At 66.5% G+C, this 18377-nt stretch carries 18 protein-coding genes; 10 read left to right on the top strand and 8 right to left on the bottom strand.

Going from position 1 to position 18377, the window contains the following annotated elements; genetic code table 11:
- Position 1 precedes the first annotated feature (1 nt).
- The 3 genes from KUV49_RS10815 to KUV49_RS10805 all read right to left on the bottom strand — a co-directional run bounded on the left by KUV49_RS10815 (position 2) and on the right by KUV49_RS10805 (position 5690).
- Positions 2 to 1162 carry a M20 aminoacylase family protein gene (locus KUV49_RS10815; RefSeq protein WP_222449959.1) on the bottom strand — a complete coding sequence of 387 codons (1161 nt, stop codon included), beginning with the start codon at positions 1160 to 1162 and terminating at the stop codon, positions 2 to 4.
- Between the two features lie 11 nt (positions 1163 to 1173).
- Positions 1174 to 2985, bottom strand: coding sequence for an ABC transporter ATP-binding protein (locus tag KUV49_RS10810; protein WP_222449958.1), 1812 nt, complete (start codon positions 2983 to 2985; stop codon positions 1174 to 1176).
- A 230-nt stretch (positions 2986 to 3215) separates the two neighbouring features.
- Positions 3216 to 5690, bottom strand: coding sequence for a penicillin acylase family protein (locus KUV49_RS10805; RefSeq protein WP_222449957.1), 2475 nt, complete (start codon positions 5688 to 5690; stop codon positions 3216 to 3218).
- A gap of 76 nt (positions 5691 to 5766) precedes the next feature.
- Between KUV49_RS10805 and KUV49_RS10800 the strand changes: the two genes are divergently transcribed.
- Both KUV49_RS10800 and KUV49_RS10795 read left to right on the top strand, forming a co-directional pair.
- Positions 5767 to 6669, top strand: coding sequence for an NAD(P)-dependent oxidoreductase (locus tag KUV49_RS10800; RefSeq protein ID WP_261391314.1), 903 nt, complete (start codon positions 5767 to 5769; stop codon positions 6667 to 6669).
- A 176-nt stretch (positions 6670 to 6845) separates the two neighbouring features.
- On the top strand, positions 6846 to 7529 hold the full coding sequence (locus tag KUV49_RS10795; protein ID WP_222449955.1) for a Crp/Fnr family transcriptional regulator: 684 nt from the start codon (positions 6846 to 6848) through the stop codon (positions 7527 to 7529).
- Between the two features lie 27 nt (positions 7530 to 7556).
- Here the strand turns inward: KUV49_RS10795 and KUV49_RS10790 are convergent, their stop codons facing one another.
- Positions 7557 to 8387, bottom strand: coding sequence for a methyltransferase domain-containing protein (locus KUV49_RS10790; RefSeq protein WP_222449954.1), 831 nt, complete (start codon positions 8385 to 8387; stop codon positions 7557 to 7559).
- A 120-nt stretch (positions 8388 to 8507) separates the two neighbouring features.
- Here KUV49_RS10790 and KUV49_RS10785 point away from each other — a divergent pair, with 120 nt between their 5' ends.
- The 7 genes from KUV49_RS10785 (at position 8508) to KUV49_RS10755 (ending at position 13955) form a co-directional block, all read left to right on the top strand.
- A complete protein-coding gene (locus tag KUV49_RS10785; RefSeq protein ID WP_222449953.1) occupies positions 8508 to 9614 on the top strand; it encodes a hypothetical protein in 1107 nt (368 codons plus the stop codon).
- A 210-nt stretch (positions 9615 to 9824) separates the two neighbouring features.
- On the top strand, positions 9825 to 10037 hold the full coding sequence (locus KUV49_RS10780) for a DUF2892 domain-containing protein (protein WP_222449952.1): 213 nt from the start codon (positions 9825 to 9827) through the stop codon (positions 10035 to 10037).
- Between the two features lie 3 nt (positions 10038 to 10040).
- Positions 10041 to 10472 carry a YeeE/YedE family protein gene (locus KUV49_RS10775; RefSeq protein ID WP_222450968.1) on the top strand — a complete coding sequence of 144 codons (432 nt, stop codon included), beginning with the start codon at positions 10041 to 10043 and terminating at the stop codon, positions 10470 to 10472.
- Between the two features lie 3 nt (positions 10473 to 10475).
- Positions 10476 to 10913, top strand: coding sequence for a DUF6691 family protein (locus KUV49_RS10770; protein WP_222449951.1), 438 nt, complete (start codon positions 10476 to 10478; stop codon positions 10911 to 10913).
- Positions 10914 to 10926: 13 nt separating this feature from the next.
- Positions 10927 to 11811 carry an MBL fold metallo-hydrolase gene (locus tag KUV49_RS10765; protein WP_222449950.1) on the top strand — a complete coding sequence of 295 codons (885 nt, stop codon included), beginning with the start codon at positions 10927 to 10929 and terminating at the stop codon, positions 11809 to 11811.
- A 36-nt stretch (positions 11812 to 11847) separates the two neighbouring features.
- On the top strand, positions 11848 to 12753 hold the full coding sequence (locus KUV49_RS10760; protein WP_222449949.1) for an MBL fold metallo-hydrolase: 906 nt from the start codon (positions 11848 to 11850) through the stop codon (positions 12751 to 12753).
- A gap of 149 nt (positions 12754 to 12902) precedes the next feature.
- Positions 12903 to 13955 carry a phosphatase PAP2 family protein gene (locus KUV49_RS10755; protein ID WP_222449948.1) on the top strand — a complete coding sequence of 351 codons (1053 nt, stop codon included), beginning with the start codon at positions 12903 to 12905 and terminating at the stop codon, positions 13953 to 13955.
- 90 nt (positions 13956 to 14045) lie between these two features.
- Here the strand turns inward: KUV49_RS10755 and KUV49_RS10750 are convergent, their stop codons facing one another.
- From KUV49_RS10750 to KUV49_RS10740, 3 genes are read right to left on the bottom strand one after another with little or no spacing between them, the layout of a single operon-like run.
- Positions 14046 to 14711, bottom strand: a complete 666-nt coding sequence (locus tag KUV49_RS10750) for an alpha/beta hydrolase (protein WP_222449947.1) — start codon at positions 14709 to 14711, stop codon at positions 14046 to 14048.
- Positions 14708 to 15337: a DNA-3-methyladenine glycosylase family protein gene (locus KUV49_RS10745; RefSeq protein WP_222449946.1), complete on the bottom strand. Its 630-nt coding sequence runs from the start codon at positions 15335 to 15337 to the stop codon at positions 14708 to 14710. The genes KUV49_RS10750 and KUV49_RS10745 overlap by 4 nt, the downstream gene beginning before the upstream one ends.
- Entirely contained in the window at positions 15334 to 16062 is a 729-nt protein-coding gene (locus KUV49_RS10740; RefSeq protein WP_222449945.1) for a cobalt-precorrin-6A reductase, read from the bottom strand. Before KUV49_RS10740 ends, KUV49_RS10745 begins: the two co-directional genes overlap by 4 nt.
- Before the next feature lie 232 nt (positions 16063 to 16294).
- On the opposite strand from KUV49_RS10740, the gene KUV49_RS10735 reads away from it, so the two are divergent.
- The gene (locus KUV49_RS10735) at positions 16295 to 17515 is read left to right on the top strand and encodes an MFS transporter (protein WP_222449944.1); all 1221 of its coding nucleotides are present in this window, start codon (positions 16295 to 16297) and stop codon (positions 17513 to 17515) included.
- An 86-nt stretch (positions 17516 to 17601) separates the two neighbouring features.
- Here KUV49_RS10735 and KUV49_RS10730 read toward each other — a convergent pair whose 3' ends face one another.
- On the bottom strand, positions 17602 to 18372 hold the full coding sequence (locus KUV49_RS10730) for a squalene/phytoene synthase family protein (RefSeq protein ID WP_222449943.1): 771 nt from the start codon (positions 18370 to 18372) through the stop codon (positions 17602 to 17604).
- Between the last annotated feature and the right edge of the window lie 5 nt (positions 18373 to 18377).

The following is an 18377-nucleotide window of genomic DNA, read 5'->3' as shown; positions in this document are numbered from 1 at the left end:
ATCAGGCCGGCATCCGCTGTTCGATGATCCCGGCCCACCAGCTGCAGCCGGCGGGGATGACCTCGTCGTTGAAGTTGTACTCCGGATGATGAACCGGGGCCGAGGGACCATTGCCGACAAGGATATAGGCCCCCGGACGTTCCTCGAGCATGAAGGCGAAATCCTCGCCGCCCATCACAAGCGGGGCCGTATCGCATTGGCCTGACACCGATTTTGCCACCTCGGCGGCGAACTCCGTCTGCTCTTCGTGGTTGGCCATGACCGGGTAATTGTATTGGTAGTCAAGCGATATCTCGGCGCCGAAGGCAGCGCCGATATGGTCGCAGATCGCCTTCATCCGGGTCGCGGCCAGCTCGCGCGTCTCGTTGCTGAGCGTGCGCACGGTGCCCATCAGCGTGACGCGTGACGGGATCACGTTGAACGTGTGCGACGAGGTTTCCATCGAGGTCACCGAGACGACGATCTGCTGGATCGGATCGGCATTGCGGCTGACGATGGTCTGAAGCGCGGTCACCAGGTGGCCCGTGACGACCGTGGGGTCGATGGTTTCATGCGGCTTGGCCGCGTGGCCGCCCTTGCCTTCGACCACGATATCGAACCTGTCGGTGGCGGCAAAGAACGGGCCGGGTCGGATGGCGAACTGGCCCGGCTCGACCCCTGGCCAATTGTGCATGCCGTAGACTTCCTGGATGCCGAAGCGTTCCATCAATCCGTCGTCGCACATCTCCTTGCCGCCGCCGCCGCCCTCTTCGGCAGGCTGGAAGATGATGACGGCGGTGCCATTGAAATTGCGGGTCTCCGCAAGGTACCTGGCCGCGCCCAGCAGCATGGCGGTGTGCCCGTCATGCCCGCACGCGTGCATCGCGCCGGGCGTCTTGGAGGCATAATCGAGCCCCGTCGCCTCGTGAATCGGCAGTGCGTCCATGTCGGCGCGCAGCCCGATGGTGCGGCCCGAGCTGTGCTCGCGCCCTTTGATGACCGCCACGACGCCGGTGCGACCCAGCCCGGTGACGACCTCGTCGCAGCCGAAACTTTGCAATTTTTCGGCAACCAGCGCGCTGGTGCGGTGGGTATCAAAGAGAATTTCGGGGTTCTCGTGAATATCACGTCGCCATGCCGTTATCTCATCCTGCATTTCTGCAAAGCGGTTCTTGATGGGCATGGGCGGTCCTTTCAGTATCCACAATCCGAAGTCAGAACGACGTGATCCCGCGAAACCTCGCGATAGAGCGACGGGCCGGGGTCGTGATCCTTGGGGTGTATCGGAGACGGAATCGGTTTGAAACTCAAATCACTTATCTGCCGCCGTTGGGCCGGGTCGGCCACGGGGACAGCGCGCAGGAGCGCGCGCGTGTAGGGATGCCGGGGATCTTCCAACACGGCGGCACGGGGCCCGCGCTCGACGATGCGCCCGGCATACATGACCGCGACGTGATGGCTGATCCGCTCGACCACCGCCATGTCATGGCTGATGAAGAGGTAGGACAACCCCAGTTCGGCCTGCAATTCCATCAGCAGGTTCAGAACCTGCGCCTGCACACTCACATCGAGCGCCGAGACAGCTTCGTCGGCGACGATTAATTTCGGGTTAAGCGCTAGGGCGCGCGCGATTGCGACGCGCTGACGCTGGCCACCGGACAGCTCGTGCGGGTAGCGGTCGAGAAAGCTGCCTGGCAGGCCGACCCGGTCGAACAGGGCTGTCACGCGGTCAGTGCGTTGAGCCTTGTTCTGATTGGTGAAATTGCGCAGGGGTTCTGCCACCTGCTCGGCCAGGCGCAGCACGGGATTGAGGCTGCCGTAAGGGTCCTGGAAGATCATCTGCATCTGCGCGCGTGCGCGGCGAAGTTCGGCGGCGGGCAAGGCGGTTATGTCCTGTCCGCCCAGCGAGATGCGGCCGCGATCGGGCTCGACCAGGCGCAGAAGGGAACGGCCCACGGTGGACTTGCCACAGCCGGATTCACCAACCAAGGCAAGGGTTTGACCGGCGTTGATGGAGAAGGACACGTCCTCGACCGCGTGAACACGACCGACGATCTGCCGCAGAAGCCCGCCCCTCACTGGAAACCGCGTGCTCAGGTGCTCGACCCGGAGAAGTTCGGTGCCCTGCCCCGGTACGGGTTTCGGCGGCGCTTCGGGGTCGAGCGCGAACGGCTCCGGCGCGGGTTTTCCGCGCATGTCGCCCAACCGCGGCACGGCGGCAAGAAGCTTGCGCGTGTAAGGATGCGAGGGCGCCGAAAAGACTTGCGAAACAGGGCCTTCCTCGACTTTTTCACCGTCCTTCAGGACCACGACGCGGTCGGCCACCTGGGCCACGACGGCCATGTCGTGGGTGATGAAAAGAACGGCGGTTCCGTGGTCGCGGCGCAGGCGGTCGATGAGGGCGAGGATCTCGGCCTGGGTGGTGACGTCGAGGGCGGTGGTGGGCTCGTCGGCGATCAGGAGGCGCGGCTCGCAGGCCAGCGCCATGGCGATCATGACGCGCTGGCGCATGCCGCCAGAGAGTTCGTGAGGGTATTGCGAGAGGCGGCGTTCGGGTTCGGACAGGCGGACTTCTTGCAGTAGTTCCAAGGCCTTGGCGCGCGCGCCGGCGCGGCTGAGGCGCTTGTGTTTACGCAGGCCTTCGGTCAGCTGACGGCCGATGGTGAAGACCGGGTTGAGGGCGGTCATGGGTTCCTGGAATATCATGCCGATCCGGGCGCCGCGCAGGCTACGCATCTGTTTTTGCGTGAGTTTTCCGAGGTCGAAAGGCCCGGAACCGGCGTCGAACATCAATCGTCCGCCGGTGATCCGGCCCCCGTCAAAGCCGACAAGACGCATCAGTGCGAGTGAGGTCACGGACTTGCCGGATCCGGATTCCCCAACGATTGCAAGGGTTTCTCCGGGCAGAATGTCGAACGAGACGTCGCGCACGGCCACGGTCTCGCCGGCATCGGACCGGAACGTCACGCCGAGGTTTTCGATCTGGGCAAGAGGCATGTCGCGCATGTCAGGGAGTTAAGCAGCGGGCTTGGGAGAGGTCAATTTCGCGATGACCCCCGGCAGATTGCACGGCGAAAACCAGCGTCAGTATCGCGTCGGTATCCAAGTGGTATTGCGACGGTGCGATTTTCGGGATCACCGGAGCACCGGAGCGGCGCAGAATTTGCGCAAATTCCGCAACCGGAGAATATGTATTCTCCGGACCATTTTCTGCGCAGAAAATGGCGCGCGGGCCATCAGGGGGCGGCGGGTGTCAGGCGGGTGATCCCGACCGACGCCGCGCGGGCCAGATCGGCGTCGAGCGACATCGGGATGTATTCCCCACGGCGCCAGAGCTGGGCCATGTCGTCGTAGTGCCGGCTGAGAAAGTGGCCCGATTGCCCGGTCGCGGTGATGAACACGCTGCTGTCGGGATCGGCGAAGTCGTAGACCCCGCGATAGCCCGCGCCGTGCACGTTCTGGAACGGGTCGGGCCCCTGCCCGCGCGTGCGCCCGCGCAGGAGCGTGTTGTCGCCGCCCGAGGTCGACTGGCGGATGTTGACGAAGTAGCGCAGCAGCGGCACCTCGCCCAGGACCTGGTGATCGTGCGTGGCCTGGTGGGCGTCGCCCCAGCGCAGGCTTTCCAGCGCGCTGCCATAGCGTTCGTCGATCCAGATCAGCGCCGCGTCGAGCGCGATGCGGGCGATGTCGGAACAGGTTTCCTCGACCGTGGACTGTCGGATGTCACACCAGGCCGACGCGCCGTCGATGTCGCGGTAAACTCGCTCGATGAAGACTGGGTCGGGATGGGTGAACTCGTCCGCCAGGGGGCCGAGCTCGTCGACGATCAGGCGGCGCTGCAATTCGCGCAGCCAGGCGGCGTAGATCAGAGGCTCAGGCAGGTGCTCGTTCATCTCGCCGTTCCACTCGGACAGCAGGGTGAGCGCGCGCTGGCGCTGGCGTTCCGGCGTGCCGTCGGGCGCGGCTTCGCCGGTGAACCACAGGTCCTTGCCGATGAGCGGCAAAAGCGAGCGGGCAGTGAAGCTGACGGTGTCGAGCTGCGCCTCGATGAAGCTGTCGCGGGTGTGAACCTCGCGGTTCTGCATCAGGCGGCGCCAGCGGAAGACGCGCTGCGTGTCGCCCCACTTGTAGCTGACATGGTTGGGAAAGGGGCGGTCCAGGGTTTTGTTGTTGGTGTTGCCCAGGATGCCACCGGCGGGGGCCACGAATTCGGGGTTGGCGGAATAGGCCAGCGTCCCCTGCCAGCGGTTCTTGTCTTCCCATCCCCGCGACGGGTAGCGGCCGCGCGTTTCGTGCTCGGCGTTGCGGCGGGGCATGGCGCCGATGGTCTTCATGGCGATGGTGGACTGGTCCACCAGCGTCAGGTTCTGCGACGGGGCGATATAGCTCTCGCCTGCCGCGATGGCCTCGTCCACCGAGGCCGCGCGCATCAGGGCCATGGCCGAGGACAGTGTCGTGTCGCTGTCCGAGAGCGCCGTCCAGCCGAGAGAGGCGACGTGGCCCGGGGGCGTCACGTCGGCGAGATTGTAATGCGAGCCGGGGAGCACGGGGCCATTTTCCGTCCAGCGCAGGGTGAGCGTGATGGGCGCGGCATCCGCGATGCGGATGATGGTGCTTTCGGTACGGAAGGGCTTGTAGCCGTCGGGTGTGAGATATTCCTGCGGGTTGTCGGGGTTCAAGCGCTCGATGAAGAGGTCCTGGTCGTCGAGATAGGAGGACGTGACCCCCCAGCCCAGATCGGCGCTGCGGCCGGCCATGACGATGGGCACGCCGGGGATGGTGGCGCCGATGACGCCGCCCGTTTGAAGCTCCAGCCGGGCGAGATACCAGATGGCAGGCGCGGTCAGGCCCAAATGCGGATCGTTGGCCAGAAGCGTGCCGCCCGAGGCCGAGCGCTTGGGCGCGGCGGCCCAGGCGTTGGAGGCACCGGCGAAGGCCCGTTTTTTGAAGGGAGACAGCGGGTGGTCGGGGATGCCGGGGGCATTGTTGTGGGCGAATTGCGTGCCCTCGGGGAAAAGGCTGGCATACTCGGGCAGCGCGGCGATGCCGGTGCCGGGAGCCAGCGGCATGATGTCGGCCAGGCGGTCGGCATCGTCCAGCTCGAGCGCTGCGTGGGCGTAGAGCACTTCCTCTTCCAGGTGCGCGGAAAGCTGCACCGCCATGAGCTTGACGATGGCGATGGAATCGGCGGGCGTCCACGGGGCCACGGGATTGTTGAAGATGAACATCTCGGGCGCGCCGCGACCCAGGGCGGATTCGTTGATCTCCTTCAGTCGCGCGTTCACCCCGGCGGAATAGGCGCGCAGGGCGGCAAGCGTCTGGGTGTCTTGCGCCTCGACCGACCGCTGGGCCAGCGTGTAGAGGTCGAAGCGGCGCAGGATCTTGTCGATTTCGACGGTGCGGGGGCCGAACACCTCGGACAGGCGCCCTTGCACGGTGCGGCGCATCATCACCATCTGCCACAGCCGGTCCTGCGCGTGGGCATAGCCCAGCCCGTAGAACGTGTCGGGGTCGTTGGTGCCGAAGATATGCGGCACGTTGGCGTTGTCGCGGACGATCTCGACCGGCTCGAGGATGCCGATCACGTCGAGGTCCTTGGAATAGTCCGGCAGCGAACGCGACAGCAGGAAGTAGACGCCCACCAGCGCGACCAGGCCGAGCAGGATCATCCCGCCCGCGATCCGCACCAGCCATTTGAACACTTGCGCCATGCCCCACCCACGTTAGGTTGCCATTCCGGTGGGGATAGTCACAAATCCCGGCATAGACAATGGGCCGCTCTTCACAATGCGGCCCGAAGGCACGAGGGAGATTGCGATGACGAAGCTGGCATTTCTGGGACTGGGCGTGATGGGGTATCCGATGGCCGGGCACCTGGCATCGGCGGGGCATGACGTCTGCGTCTACAACCGGACGGCGGCCAAGGCAGAGGCCTGGGTGAAGGAGCATGGCGGAAGCCACGCGCCCACCCCGAGGGAGGCCGCGGAGGGGGCGGAGTGCGTGATGGCCTGCGTGGGCAATGACGACGATCTGCGGTCGGTCTGCCTGGGCGAGGATGGCGCGTTCGCGGGGATGGCGAAGGGGGCGATCTTCGTCGATCACACCACCGTTTCGGCGCAGGTGACCGAAGAGCTTTATGCCGCCGCCAAGGAGATGGGGATCGGCTATGTCGATGCGCCGATCTCGGGTGGTCAGGCGGGGGCCGAGAACGGGCAGTTGTCGATCATGTGCGGTGGCGATGCGGAGGTTTATGCCAAGGCCGAGCCGGTGATGGAGACCTACGCGAAGCTCTGCCGCCGGATCGGCGAAAGCGGCGCGGGCCAGATGACCAAGATGTGCAACCAGATCGCCATTGCCGGACTGGTGCAGGGCCTCAGCGAGGCGCTGCATTTCGCCGAGAAAGCGGGGCTGGACGGGCGCGCGGTGGTCGAGGTGATCAGCCAGGGCGCGGCCGGAAGCTGGCAGATGGCGAACCGTTACGAGACGATGCTGGACGACCAGTTCGAGCACGGCTTTGCCGTGGACTGGATGCGCAAGGATCTGGGGATCTGCCTGAAGACCGGGGACGAGAACGGCGCGTCGCTGCCGGTGACGGCGCTGGTGGACCAGTATTACAAGGATGTGCAGAAGATGGGCGGCGGGCGTTGGGACACGTCGAGCCTGATCAAGCGGCTGCGCAAGCTGGGATAAGCGCGAGGCGGGGCCGGGATGCGTGGCCCCGCCTCGGGCTGTCTGTCGGGTGTGCCGCCGCGCGCCGTCATGCGCAACTTGGTGACGGAGCGGGCGCCTGGCCCGGCAGGGAGTGGTTGGAACTTAGGCGCCGCAGGGGCGGACGTCGGTGACAAAGTCACGCAAGAGGCGGAAAGATGAGCGCGGACGGGACGACAGGCATCGCGGACTGGACGGAGCGGTTCAAGGGGACACGCGCCCTGCCCCGTGCCGTGCGCGACCGGCTGATCCGGGCGGCGCGGATCGTGCGGCTGGAGAAAGGCACCCAGGTCTTCGGGCCGGACAACGTGCCGGACCGGCTGTTCTTTCTCTATGATGGGCGGATTCGCGTGTCGCAAACCTCGGAAGGCGGGCGCGAGATCGTGCTTTACCGGGTCGAGGCCGGGGACAGTTGCGTGCTGACCACCGCCTGCATGCTGGCCGAGGAAGCCTATAACGCCGAAGGGATCGCCGAGACGGACGTAACCGCCGTGGTGCTGCCGAAGCCCGAGTTCGACAGGCTGGTGGCCGAGGCGGAACCGTTTCGCAAGTTCGTCTTCGATGCCTATTCGCGGCGGCTGATCGACATGCTGCGGGTGGTGGACGACGTGGCGTTCGGGCGGATCGACGTGCGGCTGGCCGAGCGTCTGCTGGCACTGGCCGGCGACATGAAAGAGATCGCGGCGACGCACCAGGACCTCGCGAGCGAACTGGGCACCGCGCGGGAGGTGATTTCGCGCGTGCTGGCGGATTTCCAGAAACGCGGGCTGGTGCAGCAGTCGCGGGGGCGGATTGCTCTGGTGGATAAGTCCGCGCTTAGGGCGCTGGCGGAGAGCGCGTGAGATGCTGCGGCGGGGGTCCCTCCCCGCCTAGCCCGGCTTGACGCAGATGATCTGCACCGGGTGGGTCCGCCGCTCTTCGATGTTGCGCGCGGCGTTCTGCACGATTTGCGGTGCCTGAGGGCCCAGCAGGATGTGCACGCCAAAGACGGGCGTTTCGCCCTTGCGGGCCATGTCCATCGCGCGCTTGTAGCCCTCGACGTATTTCGCGCCAGTATCGGTGACCTCGATACCGGCGAACCCGGCGCGTTCCAGCACCGCGACGGTGTCGGCGGGGCGCATCAGGTAGGCGCCGCTGCCATCCTCGGACCAGGGAACCGGGTGATGGGGGGCGCCGGTCTCGCCCAGCCCGTGCTCGGTCAGGGCGAAAAAAGCGCCGGGTTTCAGAACGCGGAACGCCTCGGCAAAGAAGGCGGCGCGGTCGGGCACGTTCATCGTCACGTGCTGGGTGTAGCCGCCGTCGAAGGTTGCGTCCTTGAAGGGGAGTTTCTGACCGTCGCCATGCACGCAGCGCACGTCGTCCTGCATCCCCACCAGTTCGCTGAGCTTGTTGGCGGCCTCGACGAAGGGCGCGGTGATGTCGATTCCGTCAACCTCGCAGCCGAAGCGCCGTGCAAGATAGCGGGCCGGGCCGCCGAGGCCGCAGCCGATATCGACAAGACGGTCGCCCCGGGAGACCGGCAGGGCGTCAGCCAACTCGACGGTCGCCGGAAAGCCCCTGGCGTGGAAATGATCCACCGGGGCGAGCTGTTCGACAGTGACGGTGTCGGGATTGAGTCCGGCGCGCTTCATCGTGTCGAGGATGCGGGCGTAGACGTCGCCCTTGCCCCAGTGATCGGAAATGGATGTGGCGTTTGTCATGCATGTCTCCTGTTCGTGGCCGCAGCATAGCACGGTTTCGCCAAGGTCATGCGTCCGGGCGCGGCGGGACGGAACCGGCAGGACGCTGCCGCGTTTTATGCGAAATGAAAGGTGTACGATATGACCAAGTTCTTCATCGGCAGCGCATTGGCGCTTGCGCTTTCCTCGACGTCGCTGACCGCCGCCCCGATCCACGGAGCAGGCACCGCCACGGGCCTTGGCGCCGCGCCGGACGCGCAGGTCTGGCTGACGCAGGGCAACAGCGGCAAAGGCAATGGCAAGGCGAAGGGCCAGGGCGGCGGCAACGTGCAGAAAAAGATTAAGGGCAATGCCGGCAAGGGCAATGCCAAGGCTGAGAAGGGTAATGGCAAGGCCAAGCCTGCCAAGGCCAACCAGCAGGCGGCAAAGGACAACCCCGGCAAGGACAAAGACAAGGGCAAGCCCGAAAAGGCCGGTAAGGGCAACGGAAACGGGGCCGAGCGCGCGGCCAAGGCCAAAGACGGCAAGGTGAACAAAGGCAATGGCAACCAAATGCGCCAGGTTTTTACCACGGCAGAGCGGGAACAGGTCGTCGAACGTATTTTCCAGGCCCCTGCCCCCGACGGCCGCGACATGACGCGGATCCTGACCGGCGCGGGCCTTGCGCTGTTGACGCCGGACATGGTGGTGTCGGAGGTCCCCGGCAACGAGCTGGTGACTTATGCCAACTGCCCGCCGGGCCTGGCCAAGAAGAACCCGCCCTGCGTGCCGCCGGGCCTGGCGCGGAATGGCATCGGGTACGACGAATGGGTATCCTATGACCGTGACCGCTATGACCGCATCTGGATCGACCGCCGCGACGACTGGCTGGGCCGTGGGTACGATGTGGAGCCCGATCCCGGCTACCTGTTGCTGCAATCGGACGAGATTGCGCAGCTTTACGGGCTGGATCGCGCGCCGCGCGGGCAACGCTACGCGCTGATCGACGGGATGCCGGTCCTGCTGGACGACGACGATTACCGCTCGTTGATGCTGGTGAACCAGCTGGCGCAGGTGACCGACGTGACGGGCGGCGTGCCGGTGTCGCCCACGGCGGCGCTGACGCAGGCCGAACTGATCGACCTGTACCGCCTGCCGCAACTTGGGAACGACCGGAACTACGCCGTGGTGAACGGCCAGGTGGTGCAGATGGACAACGAGAATTACGAGTTACTGCAACTGTTGCGGGTCGCACGCGCCGTTCTTTGAACGCACGTGACGACTTTCGTAATTGAAGCGGACAGCCGCCGGGAGACCGGCGGCTGTTTTCGTGCGTGATACGCGGATCAGCGCGCCCGCACGGTTCAACACTGCAGGCTGCATCGCTTTTGGCCCGGCGCGTACAGGATGGGTGACTATGTCACTGACGCGCGCCGTCCCGAGGCGTACCGATGGGGCATCATTTCCATGGAGGACACCATGACCGTCAATGTAGGCACTATCGACCGCATCCTGCGCGCCGCCCTGGGGGCCGTGCTGCTGTATCTCGCGTTCTTCAGCGGGCTGCCCGCGTTCGAGGCGCCGGTCTGGAAATACGGGGCTGCCGGCCTGGGCGTCGTGATGCTGATCGTGGCAGCGGTGCGGGTCTGCCCGGTCTATTCCATCCTCGGCGTCCGGACCTGCGCGCGGTAAATGATGGAGACGGCGTTTACACCATTCGTGTCGCTGGGCGGCGGCGCGCTGATCGGGCTGGCGGCGGTGCTGCTGATGCTGGGGCTGGGGCGCATTTTCGGCGCGACCGGCATCCTGTCGGGCTTTGTCTTTGCCGATGACCGCGAAGAGCTGTCGTGGCGTGCGTCCCTGATGCTGGGGATGGTCCTGGTGCCGGGGTTGATGTTCCTGGCGACCGGGCGCTGGCCCGAGATCGACGTGCCGGTCAGCCCGGCGATGATCTTGATCGGCGGGATCGTCGTGGGATTCGGGGCGAGCCTCGGGTCGGGCTGTACCTCGGGGCATGGTGTCTGCGGGTTGTCGCGCCTGTCGCGGCGCTCGATCGTGGCGGTGCCGGTCTTCATGGGCACGGCGGCGATCACCGTGTACATCATCCGTCACGTGGTGGGAGGCTGAGCGATGAAGCTTTTGTTCGCGGTGCTGACAGGAATGATTTTCGGCACGGGGATCACCCTGTCGGGGATGATCAACCCGGCGAAGGTGCTGAATTTTCTCGATATCGCAGGGACTTGGGATGCGAACCTGATCTTCGTGATGGGGGGCGCCGTGGTGGTGACGTTTCTCGGCTATCGGCTGGTCTGGCGGCGGTCCGCGCCGCTGTTCGCCGGGCGGTTCCAGGTTCCGACCTCGACCGCGATCGACGGCAGGCTGGTGGGCGGATCGGCCCTGTTCGGTATCGGATGGGGAATCGCGGGGTTCTGCCCCGGCGCAGCCATTCCGGCGCTTGGCACGGGCCGCTGGGAGGTTATCCTGTTCCTGGTCGCGGTGGGTGTCGGGCTGGCGCTGGCGCGGCTGGCAAAGGGACTTCCGCTGGTCCCGCGAAAGACCGAGGCGTAAAGGAGGCATGACGATGACCGAGTATCCCGTCCGGATGGAGGTGCACCCGCAGGTGCAGGGCTTTTTCGATGCGGCCACCAACACGATCAGCTATATCGTGAAGGACCCCGGCAGCGCCGCCTGTGCCATCGTCGACAGCGTGATGGACATAGATTACGCCGCCGGGCGGATCACCTATGACCATGCCGACGAACTGATCCGGCAGATCGAGACGCAGGGCCTGCGGCTGGAGTGGATCATCGAGACGCATGTCCATGCCGACCACCTTTCCGCCGCGCCCTATATCCAGGAGAAGCTGGGCGGGAAGATCGGCATCGGGTCCAAGATCATGGTCGTGCAGGACACGTTCGGCAAGGTGTTCAACGAGGGCACCGAGTTTCAGCGCGACGGCTCGCAGTTCGATGCCCTCTTCGAGGATGGCGACACCTACATGGTGGGCGGGATGACCTGTTTCGCCATGTACACGCCCGGCCATACGCCGGCCTGCATGGTGCATGTGATGGGCGACGCGGCCTTCGTTGGGGATACGCTCTTCATGCCCGACGGCGGCTCGGCCCGGGCGGATTTTCCGGGCGGGGACGCGGGGCAGCTGTATGACAGCATCCAGAAGGTGCTGGCCCTGCCCGACGCGATGCGGCTGTTCATGTGTCATGACTATGGGCCGAATGGCCGGGATATCGCGTGGGAAACCAGCGTGGGCGACGAAAAGGCGCACAACATCCATGTGGGCGGCGGCAGGAGCCGCGAGGAGTTCGTCAAGTTCCGCACCGAGCGGGACGCGACGCTGGCCATGCCCAGGCTGATCATCCCGTCCCTGCAGGTGAACATGCGGGCGGGCAAGGTGCCGACGGACAAGGACGGGAACCCGGTGCTGAAGGTGCCGGTTAACGGATTGTAGGGCACCGCACACTTCTAGAGCATTCGGAGGGATCGCATGAGCGACGACATCCTGAGCAGGACATCCGCGTCGAACGGCGCGGGAAGCCCCGAGGTGATCGGGTTTTATGACGAAGATACAGGCAGTTGCCAGTATATCTGCATCTGCCCCGAGTCCCGGAAGGCGGCGCTGATCGACGTGGTGCAGACGCTGGACCCGAAATCCTTCGCCACCGGGTTCGCGCCGGCGCGATGGGCGCTGGACACCATCGCGGAACGCGGGCTGGAACTGGAATGGATCCTCGACACGCATCCGCATGCGGATCACCTGATGGCGGGGGCCTGGCTGAAAGAGCAGACCGGCGCGCCCACGGGGATCGGCGAGAAGGTGCGCGATATCGCGGCGCTGTGGCGGGATTATTACAACGCGCCGCACGCCTTTCCGATCGATCCGCATTTCGACCGGCTGTTTGCCGATGGCGACAGGTTCAACATCGGCAATCTGGAGGTGAAGGTGATGCTGTCGCCGGGCCATACGCTGGGGTCCGTGACCTATGTGGTGGGGGACGCGATCTTTGCCCATGACACGCTGATGATGCCGGATGCCGGGACCTCGCGCGCCGATTTCCCCGGCGGGACGGCAGCGGAGCTTTATGACAGCATCATGCGGATCCTGGACCACCCGGAGGCGTTCCGCGTCTTCATCGGGCACGATTACGGCTCAGACAGCCGCGAAGAGCCTGCGTGGGAAAGCACGGTGGGTCAGCAAAAGCGCGAGAACATCCACTTGAGGGACGGCGCGAGCAAGGCGGAGTACGTGGCCCGGCGCGAGAAAAGGGATGCAACGCTGGCCCTGCCCGACCGGATGCTGGCGGCGTTGCAGGTCAACCTGCGCGGCGGGCGCCTGCCCGAGGCGGAGGAAGACGGCAGGAGCTATTTCAAGATCCCGGCGAACAGGTTCTAGCGGTCCGGGCGCGTGGGTTTTCACCCACCCTACGCGGATGTCTGCAGGGATGCGCGCCCTGCCCTTTTCCATGCAATGACCGCAATCGCGCCTCAAAATGGGGCGGCCCGCGTGGCATCCGGCACAGGCTGGAGACCACGGGGTTTGGCATGGACCGCATCGTAAACCGCATCTTCCTGGCCGCGACCGCTGCCATTCTTGTCTGGACCTGGGCGGCGCCGGCGGTCTCTTTGCGGCATTTCGCGGTGCCTTTGGTGCATTACACCGGGCTGGGCCTGAGCATGTGGGCGGCGGGGGCGCTGATCCTCCTGTGTTGCGGACTGATCCGGCAGTCGGTGCGCGGCCCGGCGGCGGTGGACCGGCTGGGGTTCGTGAAGGAGTGGCTGGCGCATCAGCGGCGGGCAAGGTTTCTGAACGTGGTGGTGCCCCTGGTGGCGTTCATCGTGACGATGGCCAGTTTCACCGTGCACAAGACCGTGGTGCTGCCGAACCACGGGTTCACGTGGGATGCGGATTTCATCGCGTGGGACCGGGCGATGTTCATGGGGCATGACCCGTGGGTGCTGAGCCACGCGGTGTTCGGCAGCTCGACGGCGACATGGTGGATCGACCAATTCTACCACGCGTGGTTCTATCCGATGATGATTGCCTATGTCCTGTGCGGACTGATGGTGGCCGGGCCGCTTGTGCGGGCCTGCTATATCGGGACGTTTCTGCTGAGTTGGTTCGTGATCGGCTGTGTCCTGGCGGGACTGCTGGCCTCGGCGGGGCCGGTCTATGACGGGGCGCTGTTCGAGGCCGGCGTGTTCGACCCGCTGAAAGCCCGGCTGGCGGAACAGGCGGCGGAGGTGCCGGGGATCGCCTCGCAGGTCTTCCAGGCGGAGTTGCTGGCCGGGTACAAGGCCGGGGCGATCGGGCTGGGCTATGGCATCTCGGCGATGCCGTCGATGCACGTGGCGCTGGCGGCAATGTGGGCGCTGCTGTTCTTCGGGGTCAGCCGGTGGCTGGGGCTGGCGGGCGTCGTCTATACGCTCTTCATCTGGGTGGGGTCCGTGCACCTTGGGTGGCATTACGCGGTGGACGGGCTGGTGTCCTCGGTGCTGGTCGTGGGGATCTGGGGCGCCTTGCGGGCGGTGATCCTGGGGTTGGCGTCGGTCAAGACCGTGGAGGACGGCGGTTTGCAGGGGGTGCCGGGGGAGTAGCCGGGGCACGCGTGGGTTTTCACCCACCCTACGCGGGAACGGCGGAACCGCGTCTGATTGCGCCGGGTGGACGGCGAAACCGCGTTGGTTTCAGAGGCTGAGCTTGTCGCGCATGAAGGCGAGCGCCACGGACAGGCCATCGGGGGCGATGCCGTGGGCAGTGCCTTTCATCACATGGGCATAAACCTCTTTCCAGCCGGCGGATTGCAGCGCCTCGGCGGCCTCGGGCAAGGATTGCGGCGGCACCACGTCGTCGGCGTCGCCATGGACCAGCAGCACCGGCGGGCGGCTGACCACCTCGTCGGCCAGGAGTTCGGGTTGCAGGAGGCGGCCCGAGAAGCCGACGATGCCGGCGATTTCGTCCTCGCGCCGGGGGGCCACGTGCAGGGCCATCATCGTGCCTTGCGAGAAGCCGAAGAGCACGACCTGTTCGGGCAGCACGTCCTCGTCCACCATGAGCGCGTCGAGGAAAGCGTTGAGATCCTCGGCGGCGGCGACGAGTCCGCGATGGGCCTCTTCCTCGCTCGAGCCGTCGATCCAGGGGATCGGGAACCATTGGTAGCCGGTGGGCATCATCGGGATCGTCTCGGGCGCGTCGGGGGCGACGAAGAGCGTGTCCGGCAGGTGTTCGGCCAGCGGGTCGGCCAGGCCCAGGAGGTCGGCCCCGTTGGCGCCGTAGCCATGCAGGAAGACGACGACGGAGCGGGTCGTGCCCGACATGGGTTCCTTGCGGCCAGCCTGAAGTACGCGGGTCATCTGATGCCTTCCCTTTGTTTCGCCACACGGTAGTAGGCCCAGAGCTGGCGGGCTGCAACCGATCTCCACGGGCTCCAGGCGCGCGCCATGTCGCGCAGGGCGCGGTCGCGGGGGCGTTCGGGCAGGTCGTAGAGGAGGCGCGCGGCCTCTTGCAGGGCAAGGTCGCCGGGGGCGAAGACATCCGCGCGGCCGAGCGAGAACATGGCGTAGATCTCGGCCGTCCAGGTGCCGATGCCGGCGACTTGCGTGAGGGTGGCGATGACCTCGTCGGTCGGGGTGTCGCGCAGCGCCTTGAAGTCGATCCCGGCCCCGGCGAGCGCGCGGGCATAGCGGATTTTCTGGCGGCTGAGGCCCGCGGCGCGCAGGTCGTCGTCGGAGGCCCACTGGATCTTGCGGGGGCCGGTGAGCCGGGCGGTTTTCATGCGATTCCAGATGGCGGCGGCGGAGGCGGTGGAGACCTGCTGGCTGACGATGGCGCTGAGCAGTTCCGCGAACCCGTCGGGCTTGCGGCGCAGCGGCAGCGGGCCTGTCTGCGCGTGGGCATGGGCCATGCGGGGGCAGATGGCGGTGAGATGCGCCACGCCTTCGGCCACGTCCGCATCGGTGTGGATGATGCGCCCGGTCACAGCGAACGTACCCAGGCAAGGGCGTCCTCGACGGTTTCGACGCGGCGGGCCTCCGGCTGGGGCGGTCGGTTGATGAGGGCCACGCGGAGGCCCAGGCGGCGTGCGGCGTCGAGCTTGGTGCGGGGCGTGGGGCCGCCGGCGTTCTTGGCGACGAGCCAGTCGACACCGAGCGATTTGAAGAGGTCGTATTCCTGGCCTTCCGAGAACGGCGGGGTGCCGGGCAGGAAGCGGCCGTTCGGGAAGGGAAACGGCGTGTCGGGCACGTTGATCTGGCGGCTGATGACGGTGCAGGACGAAAGGTTGGCGAAGCGGTGAAGCGTCTGGCGCCCGGTGGCGAGAAAGACGGTCGCGCCCGGAGCGATGTGGGCGGCGGCCTCCTCCTCCCGGTCGATCAGGGTCCAGTCGTCGCCCGGCCCCGGTGCCCAGGGCGGGCGCAGGACCTGGCAATAGGGAATGCCGAGACCGGCACAGACCCGGGCGGTGCGCTGCGAGATCCGGTCGGCGAAGGGGTGCGTGGCGTCGAGAACGGCGGTGATGGCATGCCCGGAGAGGTAGGCGCGGAACGCGGCCTCACCGCCGAAGCCGCCGCTGCGGGTGGGAATATCGAGAGGCGCGGGCGCGCGGGACGCGCCGGCGAGCGACGCGGTTGCCGCGATGCCCTCCTTGCGCAGTCGGGTGGCGATGGCCTTGGCCTCGCCCGTTCCGGCCAGGAGAAGGAGCGTCACGGGGCGGGCCTTGGGGATGGGGGAACGGGTCGTCTCGGCATGGCCGGCGGACTATAGGCGGGCAAGCCCGTCGCGCCAATGGGCCAATTTCGCATTGCGCCTTGCGCAATACGACCGATGCGAGGGGCGCTGCCCCTCGCGCTCCCCGGGATATTTATGGCCAGAGGAAAAGCAGGAGCCGGTATTGATTTCGGGTCTTGTGGGCCTCTCGAGAGGGGGCTAGCAAGGCGGCATGACCGAGACCGCCCTGCCCCTTGAAGATGACCGCCGCGCGAAGCGCAACGTGATCGTGCTGGTACTGGCGCAGGCCCTCCTGGGGGCGCAGATGGCGATGATCTTCGTCGTCGGCGGGCTGGCCGGGCAGAGCCTTGCCAGCAATGTCTGTTTCGCCACGCTGCCGATCTCGCTGATCGTACTGGGCTCGATGATCTCGGCCAACCCGCTGTCGATGGTGATGCAGCGGTTCGGGCGCAAGGCCGGGTTCCTGATCGGGACCACGGGGGGAGCCGCAGGGGCGGCGATCGCGGGCTATGGCCTCTACCTGGCGTCCTTTCCGGTGTATCTGGCGGGCAGTTTCCTGACCGGGATCTACATGTCGGCGCAGGGCTTTTACCGCTTCGCCGCGGCGGACACCGCGAGCGACGATTTCCGGCCCAAGGCGATTTCCTATGTCCTTGCGGGCGGGCTGGCGAGCGCGATCATCGGGCCGCAACTGGTGAAGGTGACGAGCCAGGCGATGGTGGTTCCGTTCCTGGGCACGTACCTGGCGGTGATCGCGATCAACCTGGCTGGCGCGCTGCTGTTCTTCTTCCTCGACATTCCCAAACCCCCGCCGCCGGCGCCGGACAGCCCCAGGGGGCGTACGCGGTGGGAACTGCTGACCACGCCGCGGATCGCGGTGGCGGTGATCTGCGCCATGGTGTCCTATGCGCTGATGAACCTGGTGATGACCTCGACCCCGCTGGCGGTGGTGGGGTGCGGGTTCGACGAGGGCAACGCGGCGGATATCGTCACGGGGCACGTGCTGGCCATGTTCGCGCCGTCCTTTTTCACCGGGCACCTGATCGCGCGGTTCGGGGTGGAGCGGATCGTGGGCGCGGGCCTTGTGATCCTGGCCGCCGCGGGCGTGGTGGCGCTGCAGGGGGTGGAGCTGGAGAATTTCTTCATCGCCCTGATCCTGCTGGGGCTGGGATGGAATTTCGGCTTTATCGGGGCGACGACCATGCTGGCGGGCGCGCATGACGCGCATGAGCGGGGCCGGATGCAGGGGATGAACGACCTGCTGGTCTTTGGCGGTGTCACGGTGGCGTCGTTGGCCTCGGGCGGGTTGATGAATTGTTCGGGCAGCACGGCGGAAGCCGGGTGGACGGCGGTGAACCTGGCCATGGTGCCGCTTCTGACCCTGGCGGGTGGCGCGCTGATCTGGCTGGTGCTGCGGCCGAAGACAGCCTGAGGCTTTTTCTTGCCGGAAATACTCCGGGGAGTTTGAGGGGCAGCGCCCCTCATTCCACCGGATGGAGCGCGCCGGAGGCGCTCTGTTTACCAGCGTCCGGTCAGGGCCCGGTGCATCAGCCCGAGGCGGGAGCGGAAAGGCGGCAGTGTCAGGCGGTTTTCCGAGACGGCGGCAGGGTCGCGGCGGGCCTTTTTCAGGATCGCGTCGGTCTGCCAGAGGGCCAGCATGGCGGGGCGGACCCCGGGCGCAAGGCGCGCGCGGCGGGCCTCGGAGAGTGCGGTGAGCGCGTCGTCGGCCAGGGCGCGGATGGCGGCATGGGTGCCTTCGACCAGCGGGATGCGGCCCTGGCGTTCCAGTTCCGGCACGGCGCGCAGCCAGTTGGCGACGCCCTGGGCGTAGCCTGCCTTGAGGATCGGGTCTTCCGGCGCGTCTCCCAAGGCGCGCGCGGCGGCGAGCAGCAGCAGACCGGAGGTGTTGGTGAGGTGGGCGCGGAAGGCGCTCATGTCCTCGAACGGGTCGCGGTAGATGTCCCAGCGGCGGGCCTCGACCAAGGCGTCCAACCGTGCGGCCATGTCCGTGTCCAGCACGGATGCAAGCGGCGTGGCGACCTCGTGGCGGCGGACCTCGGCGCCGGTGCGGATCTCTTCCAGCACGTCGCGCCACCATTGCAGGCGCATCTCGGCGATCATCGATTCCTGCGTCACCCACGGCGCGCGGGAGACCTCGACATTGAAGGCGTAGAGCGGAAAGAACTTTTCGCGCACGGGCACGGGGGCGGCCATGGTGGCGGCGAAACGCTCGGGGTCGCCGCGCTCAACAAGGCCCGCGCAGGCCATGATGTCGGGGTCGAGCGCCATGGCCG

The organism is Roseovarius atlanticus (assembly GCF_019802205.1).
Lineage (GTDB): Bacteria > Pseudomonadota > Alphaproteobacteria > Rhodobacterales > Rhodobacteraceae > Roseovarius > Roseovarius atlanticus_A.
This window is presented reverse-complemented; position numbering and strand designations above follow the sequence as displayed.

Excerpts from the sequence above, each read along its gene's own strand:
- KUV49_RS10815 (WP_222449959.1), bottom strand. The coding sequence starts at position 1,162 with ATGCCCATCAAGAACCGCTTTGCAGAAATGCAGGATGAGATAACGGCA.
- KUV49_RS10810 (WP_222449958.1), bottom strand. The coding sequence starts at position 2,985 with ATGCGCGACATGCCTCTTGCCCAGATCGAAAACCTCGGCGTGACGTTC.
- KUV49_RS10805 (WP_222449957.1), bottom strand. The coding sequence starts at position 5,690 with ATGGCGCAAGTGTTCAAATGGCTGGTGCGGATCGCGGGCGGGATGATC.
- KUV49_RS10800 (WP_261391314.1), top strand. The coding sequence starts at position 5,767 with ATGCGGCCCGAAGGCACGAGGGAGATTGCGATGACGAAGCTGGCATTT.
- KUV49_RS10795 (WP_222449955.1), top strand. The coding sequence starts at position 6,846 with ATGAGCGCGGACGGGACGACAGGCATCGCGGACTGGACGGAGCGGTTC.
- KUV49_RS10790 (WP_222449954.1), bottom strand. The coding sequence starts at position 8,387 with ATGACAAACGCCACATCCATTTCCGATCACTGGGGCAAGGGCGACGTC.
- KUV49_RS10785 (WP_222449953.1), top strand. The coding sequence starts at position 8,508 with ATGACCAAGTTCTTCATCGGCAGCGCATTGGCGCTTGCGCTTTCCTCG.
- KUV49_RS10780 (WP_222449952.1), top strand. The coding sequence starts at position 9,825 with ATGACCGTCAATGTAGGCACTATCGACCGCATCCTGCGCGCCGCCCTG.
- KUV49_RS10775 (WP_222450968.1), top strand. The coding sequence starts at position 10,041 with ATGGAGACGGCGTTTACACCATTCGTGTCGCTGGGCGGCGGCGCGCTG.
- KUV49_RS10770 (WP_222449951.1), top strand. The coding sequence starts at position 10,476 with ATGAAGCTTTTGTTCGCGGTGCTGACAGGAATGATTTTCGGCACGGGG.
- KUV49_RS10765 (WP_222449950.1), top strand. The coding sequence starts at position 10,927 with ATGACCGAGTATCCCGTCCGGATGGAGGTGCACCCGCAGGTGCAGGGC.
- KUV49_RS10760 (WP_222449949.1), top strand. The coding sequence starts at position 11,848 with ATGAGCGACGACATCCTGAGCAGGACATCCGCGTCGAACGGCGCGGGA.
- KUV49_RS10755 (WP_222449948.1), top strand. The coding sequence starts at position 12,903 with ATGGACCGCATCGTAAACCGCATCTTCCTGGCCGCGACCGCTGCCATT.
- KUV49_RS10750 (WP_222449947.1), bottom strand. The coding sequence starts at position 14,711 with ATGACCCGCGTACTTCAGGCTGGCCGCAAGGAACCCATGTCGGGCACG.
- KUV49_RS10735 (WP_222449944.1), top strand. The coding sequence starts at position 16,295 with ATGACCGAGACCGCCCTGCCCCTTGAAGATGACCGCCGCGCGAAGCGC.
- KUV49_RS10730 (WP_222449943.1), bottom strand. The coding sequence starts at position 18,372 with ATGGCGCTCGACCCCGACATCATGGCCTGCGCGGGCCTTGTTGAGCGC.